We start from the raw sequence: 21063 nt of genomic DNA, 5'->3' as shown, positions 1-21063 counted from the left end.
CGGAAGTAGGGCGGGACTAAGAGCGTGCCTTGATTTGTCCCTTTTGAAGGTGATTTGAGGGGTCGAGTGAGGGGCAGGCGTGGGCAGTTGTGTGACACAGACGCCCGCGTCGCACACCGAAGCCGGGGCGGGCTTGAGGGGTGACTGACGGTCAGGTGCCGGGTGTCAGGTGCCGGGTGTCAGGTGCGGGAGTGTCAGGTGACGGGTGACGGGTGACGGGTGACGGGTGAGGGGTGGCGGGTGGCGGCTGACGGGTGAGGGGTGGCGGGTGGCGGGTGGTCAGGTCAGCGGCAGTCGGTACAGTCCGCCCGGCAGTGGCTCCACCAGGCCGTCCGCGACGAGCCCGTCCAGGGCGCGGGCCCGCTGGACCGGCTCGTGCCAGACCCGGTCGAGCACCGGCTGTGGGACGGGCGCGTGGGCCTCGCGCAGCACAGCGAGCAGCTTGCCGCGGACCTGCCGGTCCGTGCCCGCGTACGTCTGTCCGCGGCGCGGCGGTCCGTCGTGCGCGGGCTTGCCCGCGAGCCGCCACGCGCAGTGCCCGGCGATCGGGCAGCGCGGGCACGACTCGTTCTTCGCCGTGCACACCAGCGCGCCGAGTTCCATGGAGGCGGCCGCCCAACGGGCCGCCGTCCCCTCGTCCTCGGGCAGCAGGGCGCGCGCCAGGCGACGTTCGGCGGCGGTGGTGGCGTTCGGCGGGTACTGCACGCCGGTGACCGCGCGGGCCAGCACCCGGCGGACGTTGGTGTCCAGGACGGCGTGGCGCTGGCCGTAGGCGAAGGACGCGACCGCCGCGGCCGTGTACTCGCCGATGCCCGGCAGGGCGAGCAGTTGCGCGTGCTCGGTCGGTACGTCGCCGCCGTGCCGTTCCGTTATGGCGACCGCGGCGCCGTGCAGGCGCAGGGCGCGGCGCGGGTAACCGAGCCGGCCCCAGGCGCGGACGGCCTCGCCCGGTGCCTCCTTGGCGAGGTCGGCGGGCCGGGGCCAGCGGTCGAGCCACTGCTCGTAGACCGGTAGCACACGGCTCACCGGCGTCTGCTGGAGCATGAACTCGCTGACCATCACGCCCCAGGCACCGGCGTCGGGGCGTCGCCAGGGCAGGTCGCGGGCGTGGTCGTCGAACCAGGTGATGACCTGGGTGTGCAGAGTCGGGCCGAGGGCGGTGCCGGAGGCCTCGGCGCCGGTGGGCGTGCCGGTGCCCGGACGGGCGCCGGCGGCGTGGGCCGGGGAGTCGGGGCCGCTGTGCGGGGGCAGTGTGGGCGCAGTCATGGCCTTCCGATCCTGCCACGTGGGGATGGGCGGCCGTGTGACCCTGCGCGGGCCGGTGTCGTCACGGACCGTGCCCGGGGGGTCACGGCGAGGCCAAAGGGGGCCGTGTGTAGGGGTGTTGTCGTGATGATGATCCGGAAAAGTTGTCGTCGGCCCGGCGGGTGGGGCCGGGGAAGCCGACGATCTCTCGTACAGTTTGGGCCGTGGGATCTCTGCGCAATCCGGTCGGTCCGCTTCCCGCCTCCATCTACTGGCGACGGCGGCTCGTCATGCTGTCCGTGGTCGCCCTGGTGGCGCTGCTGATTGTCTGGATCGCCCCCTGGGGAGGCGGGGGCCGCAAGACCGACGGCGGCGGGCCGAACGACAAGCATCCGGGCCCCTCCACCTCCACCATCACGCCGGGACCCTCCGACTCCGGTCCCGCGATCAGCCAACACCCCGGCGGCCGGGACGAGTCCGGCGGCGGTGACTCCGACGGATCGGGCTCGGGACCGAGCTCGGAACCGGGGACGGGTGGCAACGGTGACACCGGCGGTTCCGGCGGCGCCGGTGGCAGCGGGAACGGAGGCGGCGCCGGTTCCGGCGGGTCGGGCGGCGGCGGGGGCGACGGTGCCAACGGCGGCGGCGGTCCGGGCGCTGTGCTGCCGGCCGGCAGTGCGCTGCCCAACTGCACCACGAACGCCGTCAAGTTGACGCTGCGCAGTGTGCGCAACTCCTACGGGCCCGGCCAGACGCCGGAGTTCGAGCTGACCGCCGCGAACTCCTCCGGCGGCGACTGCAAGGTCGATCTCGGGCCGAAGTCAGCGGTGGTGACGATCAGCCAGGCCGAGAGCAGCTCCGCCTACTGGTCGTCCGCCGACTGCCCCAAGGAGGCCGGGAGCCGGCTGTACCGGGTGCCGGTGGGCAGCGGCTTCACCTACACCGTCCGGTGGGACCGCAAGCCGAGCGCCCCGCAGTGCGCGACGCCCCCGGCCGGGTCGGCCCGGGCCGGCACCTACCTGGTCGAGGCCAAGGTGCCCGGGTACGCGAAGCTGCGGACGTCGTTCGTGCTGTCGGAGGACTGAGCGGGCCCGGACGGCCGGCGCGGACCGTGCCGGCCGTGGCCGAAGAGGCCCGAGGCGGCCGGCCGTGGCCGGCGCCGGTCAGACGTAGCGCTCCAGGATCGACGACTCCGCCAGCCGCGACAGGCCCTCGCGGACGCTCCGCGCCCGCGCCTCGCCCACGCCGTCCACCGTCTGGAGGTCGTCGACGCTCGCGGCGAGCAGCTTCTGCAGGCCGCCGAAGTGCTCGACCAGGCGGTCGATGATGGCGCCGGGCAGCCGGGGCACCTTGGCCAGCAGACGGAAGCCGCGCGGGGAGACCGCCGAGTCGAGGGTCTCCGGGGAGCCGGTGTAGCCCAGGGCGCGGGCGACGGCGGGGAGCTCGAGCAGCTCGGCCTGGTGGAGCTTGTCCAGTTCGCCCAGCGCCTCCTCCACCGTGCGGGAGCGCTTGGCGGTGGGCTCCGGAACGTAGTCCCGCACCACCAGCTCGCGCTCCGGCTCCACGCCCGCGATCAACTCGTCGAGCTGAAGGGCCAGGAGACGGCCGTCGGTGCCCAGCTCCACCACGTACTCGGCGATCTCGGTGGCGATACGGCGCACCATCTCCAGGCGCTGCGCGACCGCGGAGACGTCCCGGACCGTCACCAGGTCCTCGATCTCCAGCGCCGACAGCGTGCCCGCCACCTCGTCCAGGCGGAGCTTGTAGCGCTCCAGGGTCGCCAGGGCCTGGTTGGCGCGGGAGAGGATCGCCGCGGAGTCCTCCAGGACGCGGCGCTGGCCGTCGACGTAGAGGGCGATCAGCCGCATGGACTGCGAGACCGAGACCACGGGGAAGTCGACCTGCTTGCTCACCCGGTCCGCCGTACGGTGCCGGGTGCCGGTCTCCTCGGTCGGGATCGTCGGGTCCGGGACCAGCTGCACGCCCGCCCGCAGGATCTTCGACAGGTCGGACGAGATCACGATGCCGCCGTCCAGCTTGCACAGCTCCCGCAGCCGGGTCGCCGTGAACTCGACATCCAGCACGAAACCGCCCGTGCACATCGACTCCACGATCTTGTCGGAGCCGAGCACGATGAGTCCGCCGGTGTTGCCGCGGAGCACCCGTTCGAGACCGTCCCGCAGGGCCGTACCGGGTGCCACGGCGCTCAGGGAGGCGCGCATCAGGCCATCGGTGCCGGAACTCCCGCCGGACTTTCCGGGAGCTGCTGCCCGGTCGTTGGCTGCCACTGCACTCCTCCGGTCGCAGGTTCTTCAGGCGCTGCCGTTTCGCACACTCGGTTCGTACGGACGGGCGAGACCAGGGCAAAGTCTACCGGCGGTCCTCCTGCTCCCGTGGGGCCTCCCGGCGACGCGAGCGCGGCAGGACCCGCAGCGCGTCCCCTATGTCGGCCACTTCCAGGACCTTCATTCCCGACGGGACCTTGCCCGGGTCGCCCGGTACGAGGGCGTGCGTGAAGCCCAGGCGGTGGGCCTCGGCGAGCCGGCGCTGCACGCCGGTGACGCGTCTGACCTCGCCCGCCAGGCCCACCTCGCCGATCGCGACGAGGTTCTTCGGCAGCGGGGTGTCGCTCGCCGCCGACGCCAGCGCGAGGGCGACCGCGAGGTCGGCGGCCGGCTCGGAGAGCTTCACCCCGCCCACCGTCGCCGAGTAGATGTCCCGCTTGCCGAGCGCGCTGATCCGGCCCCGCTGCTCCAGCACGGCCAGCATCATCGAGACCCGGGAGGTCTCCAGGCCGGACGTCGTACGGCGCGGGGAGGGGATCTGGGAGTCGACGGTGAGCGCCTGCACCTCCGCGACCAGGGGGCGGCGGCCCTCCAGGGTGACCGTCAGGCAGGTGCCGGGGACGGGCTCCGCGCGGCGGGTCAGGAACAGGCCGCTGGGGTCGGCCAGGCCCGTGATGCCCTCGTCGTGCAGTTCGAAGCAGCCGACCTCGTCCGTCGCGCCGTAGCGGTTCTTGACGCCGCGGACCAGGCGCAGGCGCGCGTGCCGGTCGCCCTCGAAGTGCAGCACCACGTCCACCAGGTGCTCCAGCAGGCGCGGGCCCGCGATGGCGCCGTCCTTGGTGACGTGGCCCACCAGGAGCGTGGACATGCCGCGTTCCTTGGAGGCGCGGATCAGGGCGCCCGCGACCTCGCGCACCTGCGCCATGCCGCCGGGGGCGCCGTCGATCTCGGGCGAGGCGACCGTCTGCACCGAGTCGAGGATGAGCAGGGAGGGCTTGACCGCGTCCAAGTGCCCGAGGACGGCGGCCAGATCGGTCTCGGCGGCCAGATACAGGTGGTCGTCGATGGCGCCGATGCGGTCGGCCCGCAGGCGGACCTGGCTCGCGGACTCCTCGCCCGTGACGTACAGCGTGCGGTGCTCGTCGCTGGCGGACTTGGCCGCCACGTCGAGGAGCAGCGTGGACTTGCCGACACCGGGTTCACCGGCGAGGAGGACGACGGCACCGGGGACCAGACCGCCGCCCAGGACCCGGTCGAGTTCGGGCACGCCGGTGGAGCGGGCGGTGGCCTGGCTGCCGTCGACCTGGCCGATGGGCACGGCGGAGGTGGTGACCCGGCCCGGCGTCGTCGTACGGACCGCGGGCGTGCCGTACTCCTCGACCGTCCCCCAGGCCTGGCACTCGGGGCAGCGGCCCAGCCACTTGGCCGTCTGCCAGCCGCACTCCGTGCAGCGGTAGGACGGTCGGTCCTTGGTGGTCTTGGTACGGGCAGCCATGGAGGAAACCGTAGCCGCCACCACTGACAGCCCGGCGCGCCCGGTCCGGTCATGGAGCCCTGCGGCGCCTTCCCCCTATGAGGGATCGTTTCACCCGTACGGATTAAAAGTGCTCAAGGTGCACAGAGGGACGATCCGGCGGGGCTTACGGTCGCACAGGTGATGAGCAGCAGCCCGGACACCTCGACCCGCACGACCGGTGCGCACCGGGCGCACCGCGAGGCGCGTGATCGCGCTGCCGCGCACGCCGTGGCGCAGCGACCGTCCACGCGCTACGAGCCCTACCTCGACGGCCTGTTCACCTACTGCCTGTCCGTGCTGTGCGACCACGAGGCGGCGACCGCCGCCCTCGGGGACGCGCTGGCGTTCGCCGAGCGGCGTGGGCAGCGCGGGCCCGGGACCGCGGGCGAGCGCCGGGCCTGGCTGTACGCGCTGGCCCGCTGGGCGTGCCTGCGCAAGCTGGCCGAGGCCAAGCAGAAACGTCCGGGCACGCACGCCGCGGGCCGCACCGGCGGCGACCGGGACACGGCCGCGCGGACCGTGCCGCCGCCGGTACCCGACGAGGTCCAGCGGGAGCGGCGCCGCGAACTCGCCCAGCTCGCCTGGCCGGAGGCCGCCGGCACCAGCCCGGAGCAGCGCGAGGCGCTCGAACTCGCCGTACGCCACCACCTCGCCGCCCACGAGGTCGCCGCCGTCCTCGGCATGGGCCTCGTCACCACGCGGGAACTGCTCGCCGCGGCCGCCTGCGAGGTGGAGCGCACCCGCGCGGCGCTCGCCGTCGTGGAGACCGGCACCTGCCCGAGCGTGTCCCGGCTCACCGGGGACAGCCGGCTGGTGCTCGGCGCGGCACTGCGGCGCGAGCTCGTGCGGCACGTCGACGACTGCCCGCGCTGCCGCCGCACCGCCGAGCGCGCCGTGTCCGGTCAGTGGCCCGGCGCCACGGTCACCCCCGCCGAGCTGCCCGTGCTGCCCGCACCGCGCGCGGCCCTGGTCACGGCGCTGGCCCACCACCCGCGCGCGCGGAGCACCGCTCCCCGCTTCGACCGGCGCGGATTCCCGATGGACCCCAAGGACCGCGCCGCCCGCAGGGACCGTCTCCGCGCGCGTGCCGTCACGACCACGGTGGTGGCGACGGTGGTCGCCGCGCCGGTGCTGGCCCTGTGGGCCGCCTACCGGGGCGGCCCGGCCGACCAGGGCCACGGAGGCTCCGCCGCGGGCGCGCACGACGGGCGCGGCCCCGGTGTCCTGGGCGGCGAGGAGGGCGGAAAAGGCTACGAGAACGCCGGCAACGCGGGGCCCGGGCCCGACACCCGCTTCCACATCAGTGGCCGGCCCGACGTCTCCGTGGAGGTCATCAGCGTCACGGGCACCGGGCACAGGGACGGCCGCCTGACGGTGAGCGCGGACAACGCCGGTGACACCACCCTGATCACTCTCACCGCCGCGGGGCCCGACCCGGTCGACTGGTCCGCGTCCACCGGGGCGTCCTGGCTCTACCTGAGCCGCTCCTCGGGGACCCTCCAGCCAGGCGAGTCGCTGACGATCAAGGTGTACGTCGACCACCTGCGCGAGCCCTCCGGGCGCTGGAGCGCACGCGTGGCGATCGCGCCCGCCGGTGCCGTCGTCTCCATCGACGGCTACGGCACCGCGCCCGGCCCCTCCGGACGCGGGGCCGGGCATCCGGCCGGCCCGCCCACGTCCGGTCCGCGCCCCACTCCGACTCCTTCGGCGCCCTCCGAGCCCCCACCCACCCCGACCGACCCGCCGGAGCCGACCGATCCCACGCCCACTCCCACGCCCAGCGAGTCGTCGCCGACGGACCCGGACAGCCCACCCCCGCCCTCCGCGGGGGACGACACACCCACGCCGTCCGAGAGCCGCCGGGGAAGCGGCCGCCGCGAGGGCACGGCATGCCACGGCACAGGCCGCCACGCCAAACGCGAACACACCTGCCCACCCCCGCCCTCCACGACCGGCGCCCGCCGGTAAGGGCACGCAAGCACGGCCCCTTGGCCGGGGGCTCTCAGGTGCCGCCTTGGGCGGGCCCCCAGGCGGCAGCTCTTGGTCAGGCAGCCAGGTGCGGTCCCCTTGGACGGGCCTCCACGCACCGGCCCTCGGGCGGGCGCTGAGGAGCCGGCCCTTGGGCGGGCTCTCAGGTGTCGGTCCTCCGGCGGGTCCTCGCGCGCGGCCTCAGACGGCCGGGTCCGCCGGGTGAGGGGCCAGGAGCGGTAGGGCGGAGGACAGGCGTTCCTCGCACAGTTCGGCCAGGCGGGCGTAGCCGGCCTCGCCCATCAGCTCGGTCAGCTCGGCCCGGTAGGAGACGTAGACCGGCTCGCCCGCGCCGTGCGCCGACGTCGCCGAGGTGCACCACCAGTGCAGGTCGTGGCCGCCCGGACCCCAGCCCCTGCGGTCGTACTCCCCGATCGACACCTGCAGCACGCGGGTGTCGTCGGGCCGGTCGATCCACTCGAAGGTCCGCCGGATCGGCAGCTGCCAGCACACGTCCGGCTTCGTCTCCAGCGGCTCGCGGCCCTCCCTCAGGGCCAGGATGTGCAGCGAGCAGCCCATGCCGCCCGGGAAGCCGGGCCGGTTCTGGAAGATGCACGAGCCCTGGAAGGGACGCGTCTGCCGGGAACCCTCCTCGTCCTCGGACACCCAGCCGTTCTCGCTGCCCTCGGCATGGTTCTGCCAGATGTCCGGTGTGAGCCTCGCCACGTGCTCGGCGACCCGCTTCTCGTCGTCCTCGTCGGAGAAGTGGGCGCCCAGGCTGCAGCACCCGTCGTCCGCGCGGCCCGCCTGGATGCCCTGGCAGCCGCTTCCGAAGACGCAGGTCCAACGAGAGGTCAGCCAGGTCAGATCGCAGCGGAAGACCTGCTCGTCGTCCGCCGGATCAGGGAACTCCACCCACGCGCGCGCGAAGTCGAGCCCCTTCTCGTCGGATTCCGCGCCCCGCTTCTTCGGCTTCACTGCTTTCGCCGGGTTCGCCGGGTTCGCCGATTTATCGGTCTTCGCCTTTTTCGTCTTTGGCACCCGTCCAGGGTAAGTCGCCGCGCCTCCGGCCCGGGACCGTCCCGAGCGGTGCCTCGCACAGGACACCGGCGGCCGGATGGCATCCCAGATGGCAGTAGCGTTTCCGTACATGAGACTCGGTGTCCTCGATGTGGGCTCGAACACGGTGCATCTGCTGGTGGTCGACGCCCACCCCGGCGCGCGCCCGCTGCCCGCGCACTCGCACAAGGCCGAACTGCGCCTCGCCCAGCTCCTCGACACGAGCGGCGCGATCGGCTCCGCCGGCGTCGACAGCCTCGTCGCCGTGGTCCGCGAAGCGCTTCAGGCCGCCGAGGACAAGGGCGTCGAGGACCTGCTGCCGTTCGCCACATCCGCCGTGCGCGACGCGGGCAACGCCGACGACGTCCTCGCCCGTGTGCAGGAGGAGACCGGGGTCAGGCTCCAGGTGCTCAGCGGCGCCGAGGAGGCCCGTCTCACCTTCCTCGCCGCCCGCCGCTGGTTCGGCTGGTCGGCCGGGAAACTGCTGGTCCTGGACATCGGCGGCGGCTCACTGGAGATCGCGTACGGCATCGACGAGGAGCCCGACGCGGCCGTGTCGCTGCCGCTCGGCGCGGGCCGGCTCACCGCCGGCTGGCTGCCCGGCGACCCGCCCACCACGGACGACGTCAGAGCGCTGCGCCGCCATGTGCGCGCCGAGATCGCGCGGACGGTCGGCGAGTTCAGCCGCTTCGGCGCCCCCGACCACGTCGTCGCCACCTCGAAGACCTTCAAGCAGCTCGCCCGGCTGGCCGGTGCCCCCCGCTCCGCGGAGGGCCTCTACGTGCAGCGCGAGCTGAAGCGGGAGTCCCTGGAGGCGTGGGTGCCGCGGCTGTCCGGCATGACGGCCGGCGAGCGCTGCGAACTCCCCGGTGTCTCCGACGGCCGTGCCGGACAGCTTCTGGCGGGCGCCCTGGTCGCCGAGGGCGCCATGGACCTGTTCGGCGTGGAACGCCTGGAGATATGCCCGTGGGCCCTCAGGGAGGGCGTGATACTCCGGCGTCTCGACCACATGGGATGACGAAGTCACGACGGATGACGAAGGCCACAACGGCGCCCGCGGGCCCCGCCCGCACCCGTCGCACCCCGTAACCTGTCCCTCGTGGTGGAACCCGAACCCGTGCGCATCCCGGATGCGAAGGTCGCTCTTTCGACGGCCTCCGTCTACCCGGAGTCGACGGCGACGGCCTTCGAGATCGCCGCACGCCTCGGATACGACGGTGTCGAGGTCATGGTGTGGACCGACCCGGTGAGCCAGGACATAGAGGCGCTGCGCAGACTCAGCGACTACCACCGGATACCGATCCTCGCCGTGCACGCCCCGTGTCTGCTGATCACCCAGCGGGTGTGGTCCACCGACCCCTGGACCAAGCTCCAGCGCGCCAGAGCGGCCGCGGAGAAGCTCGGCGCGAGCACGGTCGTGGTCCACCCGCCCTTCCGCTGGCAGCGTCAGTACGCCCGTGACTTCGTCGCCGGGGTCTGGCGGATGGCGAGCGAGACGGATGTGCGCTTCGCGGTGGAGAACATGTACCCGTGGCGCTACCGGGACCGCGAGATGCTCGCCTACGCCCCCGGCTGGGACGTCACCAAGGACGACTACCGTCACTTCACGATCGACCTCAGCCACGCGGCGACGGCCCGTACCGACGCGCTCCAGATGGTCGACCGCATGGGCGACCGGCTCGGCCACGTGCACCTCGCCGACGGCAGGGGCTCGGCGAAGGACGAGCACCTGGTGCCGGGCCGTGGCTCCCAGCCCTGTGCCGAACTGCTGGAGCGTCTCGCCTTCGGCGGTTTCGACGGCCATGTCGTGATCGAGGTCAACACCCGCCGGGCCATGTCCAGCGCCGAGCGCGAGGCCGACCTCGCCGAGGCCCTGGCCTTCACCCGGCTGCACCTGGCCTCCGCGGTGAAGGTGCCGCGGCGATGACCGGCGCCACCGCCCGCCGCCGCGGCCGCCCCCGCCGCGAGGAGGCCGCCGACACCCGCGACCGCATCCTGACCGCGGCCCGCGAGGAGTTCTCCGAGCGCGGCTACGAGAAGACCTCCGTGCGCGGCATCGCCAAGGCCGCCGGAGTCGACTCCGCCCTGGTCCACCACTACTTCGGCACCAAGGAGCAGGTGTTCGAAGCGGCGATCGAGGTCGTCTTCGCGCCCGCGCTGAGCGCGCCGGAGGCGCTGGTGGACGGCCCGCTCGACGGTGTCGGGGAGCGGTTCGCCCGGTTCTTCTTCGGCATCTGGGAGAGACCGGCCACCCGCACGCCGCTGCTGGCGATCGTCCGCTCCGCGCTGAGCAACGACGCCGCGGCCGCCGTCTTCCGCCGTCTGATCGTCTCGCAGCTCCTGCGGCACATCGCCGGCCGGTTCGACGTGCCCGACGCGGAACTGCGCGCCGAGCTCGCGGCCGCGCAGCTCGTGGGGTGCGCGATCCTGCGCTACGTGATCAGGGCGGAGCCGCTGGCGTCGGCGGACGTGGAGCAGATCATCGCGCGAGTCGCACCGGTGGTGCAGGGGCATCTCACGGGGGAGTGAGACCCGGCCGCCCGCCCGGCGCCCGCGCCCGCCCCCGGGACACCGCCCCGCCGCCCCCGAGACACACGTCCCGCATTCCGGACAGCTCGTCCCGACCCCTGGATGACCGGCGTAGGCTCGACTGAGCCAGAAACTCCGCCGGCGACTTCCCGCCGCCGGCGGAACTTCCCGAAGGAGCGAGCGACGATGCCCGAGCTGAGGTCCCGCACAGTCACCCACGGCCGCAACATGGCGGGCGCCCGCGCCCTTATGCGCGCCTCCGGTGTACCCGGTGCGGACATCGGCCGGAAGCCGATCATCGCGATCGCCAACAGCTTCACGGAGTTCGTGCCCGGTCACACCCACCTCCAGCCGGTCGGCCGGATCGTCAGCGACGCGGTCCGGGAGGCGGGCGGCATCCCGCGCGAGTTCAACACCATCGCCGTCGACGACGGCATCGCGATGGGCCACGGCGGCATGCTGTACTCGCTGCCCTCGCGCGACCTGATCGCGGACAGCGTCGAGTACATGGTCGAGGCCCACTGCGCCGACGCCCTGATCTGCATCTCCAACTGCGACAAGATCACCCCGGGCATGCTGATGGCGGCCCTGCGCCTGAACATCCCCACGGTCTTCGTCTCCGGCGGCCCCATGGAGGCCGGCCGCGCCACGCTGGTGGACGGCACCGTCCGCACGCTCGACCTGATCGACGCGATCGCGGACGCCGCCAACGACAAGGTCTCCGACGAGGACATCCTCCGCATCGAGGAGAACGCCTGTCCGACCTGCGGTTCCTGTTCCGGCATGTTCACCGCCAACTCGATGAACTGCCTGACCGAGGCGATCGGCCTGTCCCTGCCGGGCAACGGCTCGGTCCTCGCCACCCACACCGCCCGCCGCGCCCTGTACGAGAACGCGGCCCGCACGGTCATGGACATCACCCGTCGCCACTACGACCAGGACGACGAGACGGTCCTGCCCCGCAACGTCGCCACCTTCGCGGCCTTCGAGAACGCGATGGCCCTGGACATCGCGATGGGCGGCTCCACCAACACGATCCTGCACCTGCTGGCGGCGGCCCAGGAGGCCGGCGTCGACTTCGGTCTGGAGCAGATCGACGCCGTCTCCCGCCGGGTGCCGTGCCTGGCCAAGGTGGCGCCGAACGTCGCCAAGGACCGGACGTACTACATGGAGGACGTGCACCGCGCCGGTGGCATCCCCGCGCTGCTCGGCGAACTGCACCGCGCGGGCCTGCTGAACGAGGACGTGCACGCGGTGCACAGCCCCTCCCTGGACGACTGGCTCAAGACCTGGGACGTGCGCGGCGGCTCCCCGTCGCCCGAGGCGGTCGAGATGTGGCACGCGGCCCCCGGCTGCGTGCGCTCGGCGGAGGCCTTCTCCCAGTCCGAGCGCTGGGAGGCCCTGGACACCGACGCCGCCGAGGGCTGCATCCGCTCCGCCGAGCACGCGTACTCCAAGGACGGCGGCCTCGCGGTGCTGAGGGGCAACCTGGCCGTGGACGGCTGCGTGGTGAAGACCGCGGGCGTCGACGAGTCGATCTGGACCTTCGAGGGTCCGGCGGTCGTCTGCGAGTCGCAGGAGGAGGCCGTCCAGAAGATCCTCACCCAGCAGATCAAGGAGGGCGACGTCGTCGTCATCCGCTACGAGGGCCCCAAGGGCGGCCCCGGCATGCAGGAGATGCTCTACCCGACCTCGTACCTGAAGGGCCGCGGCCTGGGCAAGAGCTGCGCGCTGATCACGGACGGCCGCTTCTCCGGCGGCACCTCGGGCCTGTCCATCGGCCACGCCTCGCCCGAGGCGGCCTCCGGCGGCACGATCGCGCTCGTCGAGGACGGCGACCGCATCCGTATCGACATCCCCGGCCGCTCCATCGAACTGCTCGTCGACGACGCGGAGCTGTCCCGCCGTGAGCAGGCGCTGAACGGCGCGTACGCCCCGAAGGACCGCGACCGGAAGGTGTCGGCGGCGCTGCGGGCCTACGCCGCGATGGCGACCAGCGCCGACAAGGGCGCCGTGCGGGACGTCTCGAAACTGGGCTGACGCCACCGGCCACGAGGACCCGAGGGGCCGCCTCCTTCGAGGCGGCCCCTTCCTCAGGTCACCAGGACGACGGGTCGTGGCCGTCCACGGCGAAGACGGTGCCGTCGGGGGCGCCGACGTAGACGCGGCCCTCGACGATCACGGGCGTCGGCAGGTCCGCCGCGACCCGGTCCGAGCGCGTGCCGAGTCGGGGCCGGGTCTGGCCGACGATCCGCCCGGTGTTGGCCCCGACCGCCAGCAGCCGCCCGTCCCCGGCGAGGAAGTACACGTGACCGGCGTCGGCGATCGGCGCCGAACCCTGGCTCACGGCCGTCTCCAGCCGCCACCGCACCTTCCCCGTCGTCAGGTCGACCGCGTCCAGCGCGCCACCGCCGCCCAGCAGGTACACCATGCCGCCGTGCACGCCCGCCTGCGCGGAGTCGCGGGGAACGGACAGCGCGACCCGGGACGACGTCCTGGTCCGCGGTGTGTAGCGGACCACGGCGTCGGTTCGCCCGAAGGCCGGGTCGGAGGAGAGCAGGACGAGGGAGCCGTCGCGGCTGCCGACGGGCGTCAGCGTTCCGGGCAGCCGGGCCTCCCAGCGCACATCGCCCGTCACCGGGTCCACGGCGACGACCCTGGTGGTCGCCCCGTCGGCCGAGGTGCTCACCGTGTACGCCAGCGGATCCCCGGCGAACGCGAAGAAGTGCGGCAGGGGAACACCGGGCACCGGCCGGCTCCACGCCGTCTCGCCCGACGCGGCGTCGACCGCCCGCACCTGCCCGTCGGTGCCGGTGAGCAGCACCATGCCGCCGGCGCACCGCACTCCGCTGTACGCCGGAACGTCCGACTGCCAGCGCGGCCTGCCCGAGTCGGGGTCCAGCGCCTCCAGGTGCCGGCCGTGGTCCGCCATCGGCTGCACCAGGCCCCCAGCGAGCACCGGCGGCACGCCGGTGAGCATCTTGGGCACCGAATGCCGCCACAGCAGGCTTCCGTCCGCCGGATCGAGGGCGTAGACCACTCCGGGCCGCGCGCAGAGCAGCTTTCCGGCCCCGTACGAGCACTGGGGGGTGCCCTCGCCGGCCACGGGCTTGGCCACCCACTCGGAGAACGCGGCCGAGGCGGCTCCGGGCAGCGTGCTCTCCGGAGCCGCGCTGTGCGGCACCATGCCGGTGTCGAGGAGCTGGGCCGTGGCGAGTCCGCCGCCGACGACCAGCCCGAGTGCCCCGGCGGCCACGGCGAGCCGCCGCGAGCGCGGGCGCCGCCCGGCCAGGATCCCCGTCAGCCGTCCGGATCCCCGTCCCGTACGGTCCCCCGGCTCCTCCCCGGCTCCCCGGGGACGCGACTCGTCCAGGGAGGCGTCCCCGCCACGGTCACCGGCCGCGTCCGCCCCACCGGTCCCCGGGTCCGTCCCGCTCCCGCCGGTTCCGGAGGACGTACCGGTCCGAGGCGTCCGCCGCTCCGGTATGAACGCCTGTGTGTCGTACGAAGCGGCCTCCGAGCGCAGTTCCCGCATCAGCTCGTCCGGGGTGGGCCGGTCCTCGGGCTCCTTGGCCAGACAGCGCAGCACGAGCGGCGCCAGATCCTCCGGCACGCCGCTCAGATCGGGCTCGTCGTGCACGACCTGGTAGGCGACGATGTACGGGCTGTCGGAGTCGAACGGCCCCCGCCCGGTCGAGGCGTGCACCAGCACCGAGCCGAGCGCGAAGATGTCCGCCGCCGGCCCGACCTCCCGCGGCCGGCGGAACTGCTCGGGCGCCATGAACGGCGGAGTGCCGATCAACTTGCCGGTCTCGGTGCGCAGTTCACTGTCCTTGGGACGGGAGATGCCGAAGTCGATGACCTTCGGGCCGTCCTCGGCGAGCAGCACGTTGCTCGGCTTGAGATCGCGGTGGACGACACCCACCCGGTGGATGTCGCGCAGTGCCTCGGCGAGCCCCGCCATCAGCCGCCGCAACTGGGCGGCGGGCAGGGGCCCGTTCTCCTTCACCTCGTCCGAGAGCGTCGGTCCGGGAATGAACAGGGTGGCCATCCAGGGCCGTTCGGCCTCCGGGTCGGCGTCGACGACGGGCGCGGTGAAGGCGCCGCTGACTCTTCGGGCCGCCGCGACCTCCTGCCGGAACCGCCCTCTGAACTCGGGGTCCCAGGCGTACTGGGCGTGGACGACCTTCACCGCGAGTCTCAGCCCGGAGGTGCTGCGGGCCAGATGCACGACGCCCATGCCGCCGGAGCCCAGGCACGACTCGAGGCGGTAGTGACCGGCGTACTCCGGAAGTTCCGCTTCCGCGCCCGGGCCGGTGTGGTGCTGTGGCGTCATGGACCACCCCCCGTGCTGTTTCGTTCGCGCGTGCGACGCACGGAGCCTAGTCGATGACCCGAACCGGACCGAGGCGGCTTGCGGGTCTCCCCGTGCGATTCACGTACATGTGTTTCGCAACGCGTCAACGGGGAATCAAACGGGGCCCATGGCGGTCATGGGGTGCAACGGGGGAGGTTTCGCATGTCTATCGACCGTGCCCAGGAACGTGTCGGGGAGAGCGTCGGGGAGAGGTCCGGGAACCCGGCCGGGCAGTCCGGCGGCGACGCGGCGAAGCTCGTCGCGGCCGCGGCGTCACTGAACTACTACCCGGTCGCGCCGGGCGTCGAGCTCAACGTCCGCAGCGGCCCCGGCACCGGCTACGGCATCGTCCGCACGCTGCCCGTGGGCGCCTCCGTGCCGATCTACTGCCAGACCCCGGGCACGACGGTGTCCGGCTACTACGGCACCTCGAACATCTGGAACAACATAGGAACCGGTCAGTACGTCTCGGACACCTATGTGAAGACGGGCAGCGACGGCTACGTGACCGGCCGCTGCGGCTGATCCCCGGCGGAGCCCGCGGACGCCCCGGAGCCATAATCGACGCGTGAGCGACGACAACGGCACCCCGGGCACGGCCGCGGGCTCCGCGGGGCCCCGCCCCGAGACCCTGCGCTTCTTCGGCACCACCTGGGTGGACCACGACAACGGCTACGCCGCCCGCCGTGCCGGTGTCGCCACCGGCTCCCTCGTGGCGGCCGCCGTCTCCTGCTTCGTGCTCCGCTTCGCCTACCAGGGGCTCCAGATCGCCGGCTCGGGCGCCTTCGTGGAACTCCTGGTCGTGGTGATGTTCGCGGTGTGCAGCGCGCTCGCCTTCCGCCACACCTGGGACGGCTTCCGCAAGCGGCCCGACCCCGACCGCCAGGCCTCCCTGCGCGGCCTGCTCGCCATCGGCTTCATCGGCTCCCTCCTCGCCTACTTCTTCCGCTCGCTCGTCGAGGCCCCCGGCGAGAAGCTGCACCGCCAGGAGTACGAGGAGGCCCGCGAGCAGTACGAACGCCGGGTCACCCGCCGCTCGGGCAATCCCTCCAGGAAGCGCCGCCGCTCCTGACCGCGGGGGGTGCACGGTCCGCGGAGGCGGCCCGCGCCGCCGAATCCCCCTGTCGCGGAGCGGCCGTGCGGTCCCAGGATGGCCGTATGACCGCATCCCAGCTGCCCGTCCACGCGGCCCGTGCCCATTCCTTCAACGCCGCCGCCGCCCAGTACGCGGCGAACCGCCCCTCGTACCCGCCCGCCCTCTTCGACGCGCTGGAGGAACTCGCCGGCCGTCCCCTCGCCGGCGCCCGTGTCGCGGACGTCGGAGCCGGTACCGGCATCTCGACCGCCCGGCTGCACGAGCGCGGCGCCGACGTGCTGGCGGTGGAGCCGGGCGAGGGCATGGCGGCCCAATTCCGGCGCGGCCTCCCGGGCATCCCCGTCGTGCGGGGCAGCGGCAACGCCCTTCCCCTCGCCGACTCCTGCGCCGACTTCCTCACCTACGCACAGGCCTGGCACTGGACCGACCCGGCCCGGTCGGTCCCCGAGGCCCTGCGTGTCCTGCGCCCCGGCGGAGCCCTTGCGCTGTGGTGGAACACGGAGCCCGACGACGTCGAGTGGATCGCGGAGGAGGCCGAACGCGTCCGCCGCTTCTTCGGCGTCGACGCCCGGGCCGAGAAGTCGGCGGCCGCCGACCGCCTGAAGGCGGACCCGAGCGGACGCCTCCGCTTCACCCGCCGCGACGTCCGCTGGAGCCGCCGGGTCCCGGTCGACACCCACCTCGCCAACCTCGGCAGCCACTCGATCTTCCTGGTCTGCCCCGAGGAACGCAGGACCGCCTTCTTCGCCGAGGCGCGTGACCACCTGCTGCGGACCTTCCCGGACGGCATCGTGGAGGAGACCTACGACGTGTTCCTCCTCGTCGCCACCACACCCTGACGCGGCTCATCCCCTCACCCCACTTGACGGCGTCCCTTCCGGCGCGCATTAATCATCGCATGATGAATATTTCTTCGGGACCACCACCCGGCCCCGGAACGGATGCCGTCCGAGCCGAGGCCCTCACCGTCGTCCGAGGCCCCCGCACCGTCCTGCGGGGCCTCGGCTTCACCGTCCCGCGCGGCCGCATCACCGGCCTCCTCGGCCCCTCCGGCTGCGGCAAGTCCACCCTCATGCGCGCCATCGCCGGCACCCAGGCCAAGGTCGACGGCACCCTGGAGATACTCGGCCTCCCGGCCGGCCACGCCACCCTGCGCAACCGCATCGGCTACGTCACCCAAGCCCCCTCCGTCTACGACGACCTGACCGTCCGCCAGAACCTCGACTACTTCGCCGCGATCCTCGACCCCGGCCGCGCGGCAGCCGAACGCCGCCGGGACGACGTCGGCCGGGCCATCGCCGACGTCGACCTCACCAGCCACGCCGACGCCCTCGCCGGCAACCTCTCCGGCGGCCAGCGCAGCCGCGTCTCCCTCGCGGTCGCCCTCCTCGGCACCCCCGAACTGCTGGTCCTCGACGAACCGACCGTCGGCCTCGACCCCGTGCTGCGCCGCGACCTGTGGAACCTCTTCCACGACATCGCCGCCACCCGGGGCGCCACCCTCCTCGTCTCCTCCCACGTCATGGACGAGGCCGAGCGCTGCCACCACCTCCTCCTCATGCGCGAGGGCCGCATCCTCGCCGACGACACCCCCGAAGCACTCCGGACCCGCACCGGCACCGAGACCGTCGAGGCGGCCTTCCTGCACCTGGTCGACGAGGCGGCCGCGGCCGGCCGCGCCAAGGAGACAGCACGATGAGCACGACCACCGCACCCCGCCCCCGCGCCCTGAGCCCCGCCCGCACCACCGCCACCGCGGCCCGGGTCCTGCGCCAGCTCCGCCACGACCCGCGCACCATCGCACTGATGCTGCTGGTCCCCTGCGTGATGCTGCTCCTGCTGCGCTACGTCTTCGACGGCAGCCCGCGCACCTTCGACAACATCGGCGCCTCGCTCCTCGGCATCTTCCCGCTGATCACCATGTTCCTGGTGACCTCGATCGCCACCCTGCGCGAACGCACCTCCGGCACCCTCGAACGCCTCCTCGCCATGCCGCTCGGCAAGGGCGACCTGATCGCCGGTTACGCGCTCGCCTTCGGCGCCCTCGCGATCATCCAGTCCGCGCTGGCCACGGGACTGGCTGTCTGGCTCCTCGGCCTGGACGTCACCGGCTCACCCTGGCTGCTCCTGCTGGTCGCCCTCCTCGACGCCCTGCTCGGCACCGCCCTCGGCCTCTTCGTCTCCGCCTTCGCCGCCTCCGAGTTCCAGGCGGTCCAGTTCATGCCGGCGGTGATCTTCCCCCAGCTCCTCCTCTGCGGCCTGTTCACGCCCCGGTCCGACATGCACCCCGCCCTGGAGGCCGTCTCCGACATCCTCCCGATGTCCTACGCGGTCGACGCCATGAACGAGGTCCTGCGCCACACCGACGTGACGACGGCCTTCGTACGCGACGCGCTGATCGTCGCAGGCTGCGCCCTGCTCGTCCTCGGCCTGGGAGCGGCCACCCTCAGGCGGCGCACCGCATAGCCCCGCGGGACCCGAGGGTGTCCCGCCCACCGGACAGTCCGCCCCCGCCCCGGACCGCCGGTGCGAGGATGAACCCCATGAGCCAGAAAGTCGCAGTTCTCGGCACCGGAAAGATCGGCGAAGCCCTGCTCAGCGGAATGATCCGGGGCGGCTGGACACCCGCCGACCTGCTGGTCACCGCGCGCCGCCCGGAACGGGCCGCAGAACTCCGCGCCCGCCACGGAGTCACCCCGGTCACCAACGCGGAAGCGGCGAAGAGCGCCGACACCCTGATCCTCACCGTCAAGCCCCAGGACATGGGCACCCTCCTCGACGAGCTCGCCCCGCACGTCCCCGCCGACCGCCTGGTCATCAGCGGCGCCGCGGGCATCCCGACCGCGTTCTTCGAGGAGCGCCTGGCCTCCGGCACCCCGGTCGTCCGGGTCATGACGAACACCCCCGCCCTCGTCGACGAGGCCATGTCCGTCATCTCCGGCGGCACACACGCCTCGGCCGAACACCTCGCCCACGCCGAGGAGATCTTCGGTGCCGTGGGCAAGACGCTCCGCGTCCCCGAGTCCCAGCAGGACGCGTGCACCGCCCTCTCCGGCTCGGGCCCGGCCTACTTCTTCTACCTGGTCGAGGCCATGACCGACGCCGGCATCCTCCTCGGCCTTCCCCGGGACAAGGCCCACGAGCTGATCGTCCAGTCGGCGATCGGCGCCGCGGTGATGCTCCGCGACAGCGGGGAGCCCCCCGTCAAGCTCCGTGAGAACGTCACCTCGCCGGCCGGCACGACGATCAACGCCATCCGCGAACTGGAGAACCACGGTGTGCGCGCCGCGCTGATCGCCGCGCTGGAAGCCGCCCGCGACCGCAGCCGCGAGCTGGCCTCCGGCAACAACTGACCGCGGCAACGGGCGGCCGTGACACAGGCCGCCCGTCCCGCCGCCCCTCACTCAGGCGGGCAGCAACCCGATCGCCCGGTACGCCGCGTCCACCGTCGGCCGCGCCATCTCCCGGGCCTTCTCCGCGCCCGTCCGCAACACCCCTTCCACGTAGGCGGGATCCGCGCACAGCTCCCTGTGCCTCGCCCGGACCGGCCTGAGGAGCTCGACCACGGCCTCCGCGGTGTCCTTCTTCAGGGCGCCGTACGACTCGTACGCGCCGCCCAGGGCCTCCGGGTTCCCGCCCTGGCAAGCGGCCAGGATCTCCAGCAGGTTCGCGATGCCGGGACGTTCCTGCGGGTCGTAGACGACGTCCTGCCCGCTGTCGGTCACCGCCCGCATCACTTTCTTCTTCACGACCTCCGGCTCGTCGAGCAGATAGACGATGCCGGGCCCGGAGTCGTCCGACTTGCCCATCTTCGACGACGGGTCCTGCAGGTTCATCACCCTCGCCGCCACCTTCGGAGGCGTCGCCCTCGGCACCACGAACGTGTGCCCGTACCGCTGGTTGAACCGCACCGCCAGATCACGGGTCAGCTCCACGTGCTGCGTCTGGTCGTCACCGACCGGCACCTCGTGCGTTCCGTACGCCAGGATGTCCGCCGCCATCAGCACCGGATACGTCAGCAGCGACAGCCGCACGCTCCCGCCCCGCTGCTGCTCGCGTGCGGCCTTCTCCTTGTACTGGATCATCCGCCGCATCTCGCCGTCCGTGGCCACGCACTCCAGCAGGTACGACAGCCGGGCGTGCTCGTCCACATGGCTCTGTACGAACAGGGTGCACAGCTCCGGATCGAGGCCCGCCGCCAGCAGCAGCGTCGCCGCCTGCCTGCTGAGTCTGCGCACCCGCGCCGGGTCGTGGTCCACGGTCAGCGCGTGCAGGTCGACGACGCAGAACAGCGCCGCCGACCGGTGCTGGTCCACCTCGGCCCAGCGCCGCATGGCGCCCAGGTAGTTCCCCAGCGTCAGGTGTCCCGTCGGCTTGATCCCGCTGAAGACCCGAGTCCTCTCCACACTCCACCTCCTGGTCGAGACCGCCGTCCCCGGTCGGCCGGCCCCCGGAGTCCTGGAGGGAGATACGAGAACGGCCGCCGAGGCGGCGGCCGTTGGATGCATACGTGAGTACGGCCGCCTGTCAGGCGGCCCACCACAGATGGGTGCACGTACGCGTAGTCATGGCCCCAGGATACGACTCCGGGGTGCCGTCCGTCCGTGAGTTGACACACCTCGCCGGGCTACGTAGTGTTCTCCGAGTTGTCCGACGTGAGAGCCGACTCCGGTCGGTCCCCGGACAGCCTTTCCCGAGTACCACTCCTTGACCGACGACAGTCGTGCTGTCTGTCTGTTGTCGTGTCATCGGTGCGCGTATTCATGGAATGAGGATTCCGCGCCCGAAAGGACGCGGCCCCCGATTCGCACGGGAGCAGGGAATCCGCTAAAGTCTCACTCGTCGGAACGGCCCAACAGCCGGGAAGGCAAACCCCGCTGACTGGGGGTCAGGCCGAGAAAAGGATCTGATAGAGTCGGAACCGCCGGAAAGGGAAACGCGAGAGCGGAAACCTGGAAAGCACCGAGGAAATCGGATCGGAAAAAGATCTGATAGAGTCGGAAACACC

General features: G+C 72.7%; 18 protein-coding genes. 12 read left to right on the top strand and 6 right to left on the bottom strand.

All coding sequences use genetic code 11. The features are described from left to right. Positions 1-279: 279 nt before the first annotated feature. Positions 280-1266 carry an A/G-specific adenine glycosylase gene (locus tag ACIP4X_RS10700; RefSeq protein WP_358733339.1) on the bottom strand — a complete coding sequence of 329 codons (987 nt, stop codon included), beginning with the start codon at positions 1264-1266 and terminating at the stop codon, positions 280-282. A 203-nt stretch (positions 1267-1469) separates the two neighbouring features. Between ACIP4X_RS10700 and ACIP4X_RS10695 the strand changes: the two genes are divergently transcribed. Then, the gene (locus tag ACIP4X_RS10695; protein ID WP_391458838.1) at positions 1470-2330 is read left to right on the top strand and encodes a hypothetical protein; all 861 of its coding nucleotides are present in this window, start codon (positions 1470-1472) and stop codon (positions 2328-2330) included. Between the two features lie 78 nt (positions 2331-2408). On the opposite strand, the gene disA is transcribed toward ACIP4X_RS10695, so the two are convergent. Beyond that, a complete protein-coding gene (gene disA, locus ACIP4X_RS10690) occupies positions 2409-3533 on the bottom strand; it encodes a DNA integrity scanning diadenylate cyclase DisA (RefSeq protein WP_358733335.1) in 1125 nt (374 codons plus the stop codon). An 82-nt stretch (positions 3534-3615) separates the two neighbouring features. After that, positions 3616-5025 carry a DNA repair protein RadA gene (gene radA / locus ACIP4X_RS10685; protein ID WP_391458840.1) on the bottom strand — a complete coding sequence of 470 codons (1410 nt, stop codon included), beginning with the start codon at positions 5023-5025 and terminating at the stop codon, positions 3616-3618. Positions 5026-5187: 162 nt separating this feature from the next. On the opposite strand from radA, the gene ACIP4X_RS10680 reads away from it, so the two are divergent. Continuing rightward, on the top strand, positions 5188-7014 hold the full coding sequence (locus tag ACIP4X_RS10680) for a hypothetical protein (protein WP_401347788.1): 1827 nt from the start codon (positions 5188-5190) through the stop codon (positions 7012-7014). 201 nt (positions 7015-7215) lie between these two features. Here ACIP4X_RS10680 and ACIP4X_RS10675 read toward each other — a convergent pair whose 3' ends face one another. Further along, entirely contained in the window at positions 7216-8055 is an 840-nt protein-coding gene (locus ACIP4X_RS10675) for a hypothetical protein (protein WP_401347786.1), read from the bottom strand. 109 nt (positions 8056-8164) lie between these two features. Here ACIP4X_RS10675 and ACIP4X_RS10670 point away from each other — a divergent pair, with 109 nt between their 5' ends. The 4 genes from ACIP4X_RS10670 to ilvD all read left to right on the top strand — a co-directional run bounded on the left by ACIP4X_RS10670 (position 8165) and on the right by ilvD (position 12642). Continuing rightward, positions 8165-9091: a Ppx/GppA family phosphatase gene (locus ACIP4X_RS10670; protein ID WP_401347783.1), complete on the top strand. Its 927-nt coding sequence runs from the start codon at positions 8165-8167 to the stop codon at positions 9089-9091. 81 nt (positions 9092-9172) lie between these two features. Further along, entirely contained in the window at positions 9173-10000 is an 828-nt protein-coding gene (locus tag ACIP4X_RS10665; protein ID WP_358733328.1) for a sugar phosphate isomerase/epimerase, read from the top strand. Beyond that, entirely contained in the window at positions 9997-10602 is a 606-nt protein-coding gene (locus ACIP4X_RS10660) for a TetR family transcriptional regulator (RefSeq protein WP_358733327.1), read from the top strand. The genes ACIP4X_RS10665 and ACIP4X_RS10660 overlap by 4 nt, the downstream gene beginning before the upstream one ends. Positions 10603-10788: 186 nt before the next feature. Beyond that, positions 10789-12642 carry a dihydroxy-acid dehydratase gene (ilvD, locus tag ACIP4X_RS10655; RefSeq protein ID WP_358733325.1) on the top strand — a complete coding sequence of 618 codons (1854 nt, stop codon included), beginning with the start codon at positions 10789-10791 and terminating at the stop codon, positions 12640-12642. A gap of 58 nt (positions 12643-12700) precedes the next feature. On the opposite strand, the gene ACIP4X_RS10650 is transcribed toward ilvD, so the two are convergent. Further along, the gene (locus tag ACIP4X_RS10650; protein ID WP_391458846.1) at positions 12701-14938 is read right to left on the bottom strand and encodes a protein kinase domain-containing protein; all 2238 of its coding nucleotides are present in this window, start codon (positions 14936-14938) and stop codon (positions 12701-12703) included. Positions 14939-15121: 183 nt separating this feature from the next. On the opposite strand from ACIP4X_RS10650, the gene ACIP4X_RS10645 reads away from it, so the two are divergent. The 6 genes from ACIP4X_RS10645 (at position 15122) to proC (ending at position 19408) form a co-directional block, all read left to right on the top strand. After that, positions 15122-15484, top strand: a complete 363-nt coding sequence (locus ACIP4X_RS10645; RefSeq protein ID WP_358733321.1) for an SH3 domain-containing protein — start codon at positions 15122-15124, stop codon at positions 15482-15484. Positions 15485-15527: 43 nt separating this feature from the next. Continuing rightward, positions 15528-16031, top strand: coding sequence for an EamA/RhaT family transporter (locus ACIP4X_RS10640; protein ID WP_358733319.1), 504 nt, complete (start codon positions 15528-15530; stop codon positions 16029-16031). An 86-nt stretch (positions 16032-16117) separates the two neighbouring features. Beyond that, the gene (locus tag ACIP4X_RS10635) at positions 16118-16894 is read left to right on the top strand and encodes a class I SAM-dependent methyltransferase (protein ID WP_358733317.1); all 777 of its coding nucleotides are present in this window, start codon (positions 16118-16120) and stop codon (positions 16892-16894) included. A 59-nt stretch (positions 16895-16953) separates the two neighbouring features. Continuing rightward, entirely contained in the window at positions 16954-17754 is an 801-nt protein-coding gene (locus ACIP4X_RS10630; RefSeq protein ID WP_358733315.1) for an ABC transporter ATP-binding protein, read from the top strand. Continuing rightward, a complete protein-coding gene (locus ACIP4X_RS10625) occupies positions 17751-18521 on the top strand; it encodes an ABC transporter permease (RefSeq protein WP_358733313.1) in 771 nt (256 codons plus the stop codon). Before ACIP4X_RS10630 ends, ACIP4X_RS10625 begins: the two co-directional genes overlap by 4 nt. A 77-nt stretch (positions 18522-18598) precedes the next feature. Next, entirely contained in the window at positions 18599-19408 is an 810-nt protein-coding gene (proC, locus tag ACIP4X_RS10620; RefSeq protein ID WP_358733312.1) for a pyrroline-5-carboxylate reductase, read from the top strand. A 51-nt stretch (positions 19409-19459) separates the two neighbouring features. Here proC and trpS read toward each other — a convergent pair whose 3' ends face one another. Beyond that, positions 19460-20461: a tryptophan--tRNA ligase gene (gene trpS, locus ACIP4X_RS10615; protein ID WP_358733310.1), complete on the bottom strand. Its 1002-nt coding sequence runs from the start codon at positions 20459-20461 to the stop codon at positions 19460-19462. Between the last annotated feature and the right edge of the window lie 602 nt (positions 20462-21063).

The organism is Streptomyces sp. NPDC088817, assembly GCF_044750345.1.
Lineage (GTDB): Bacteria > Actinomycetota > Actinomycetes > Streptomycetales > Streptomycetaceae > Streptomyces.
The sequence above is the reverse complement of the archived record's forward strand: the minus strand, read 5'-3'. Positions and strand labels throughout refer to the sequence as shown.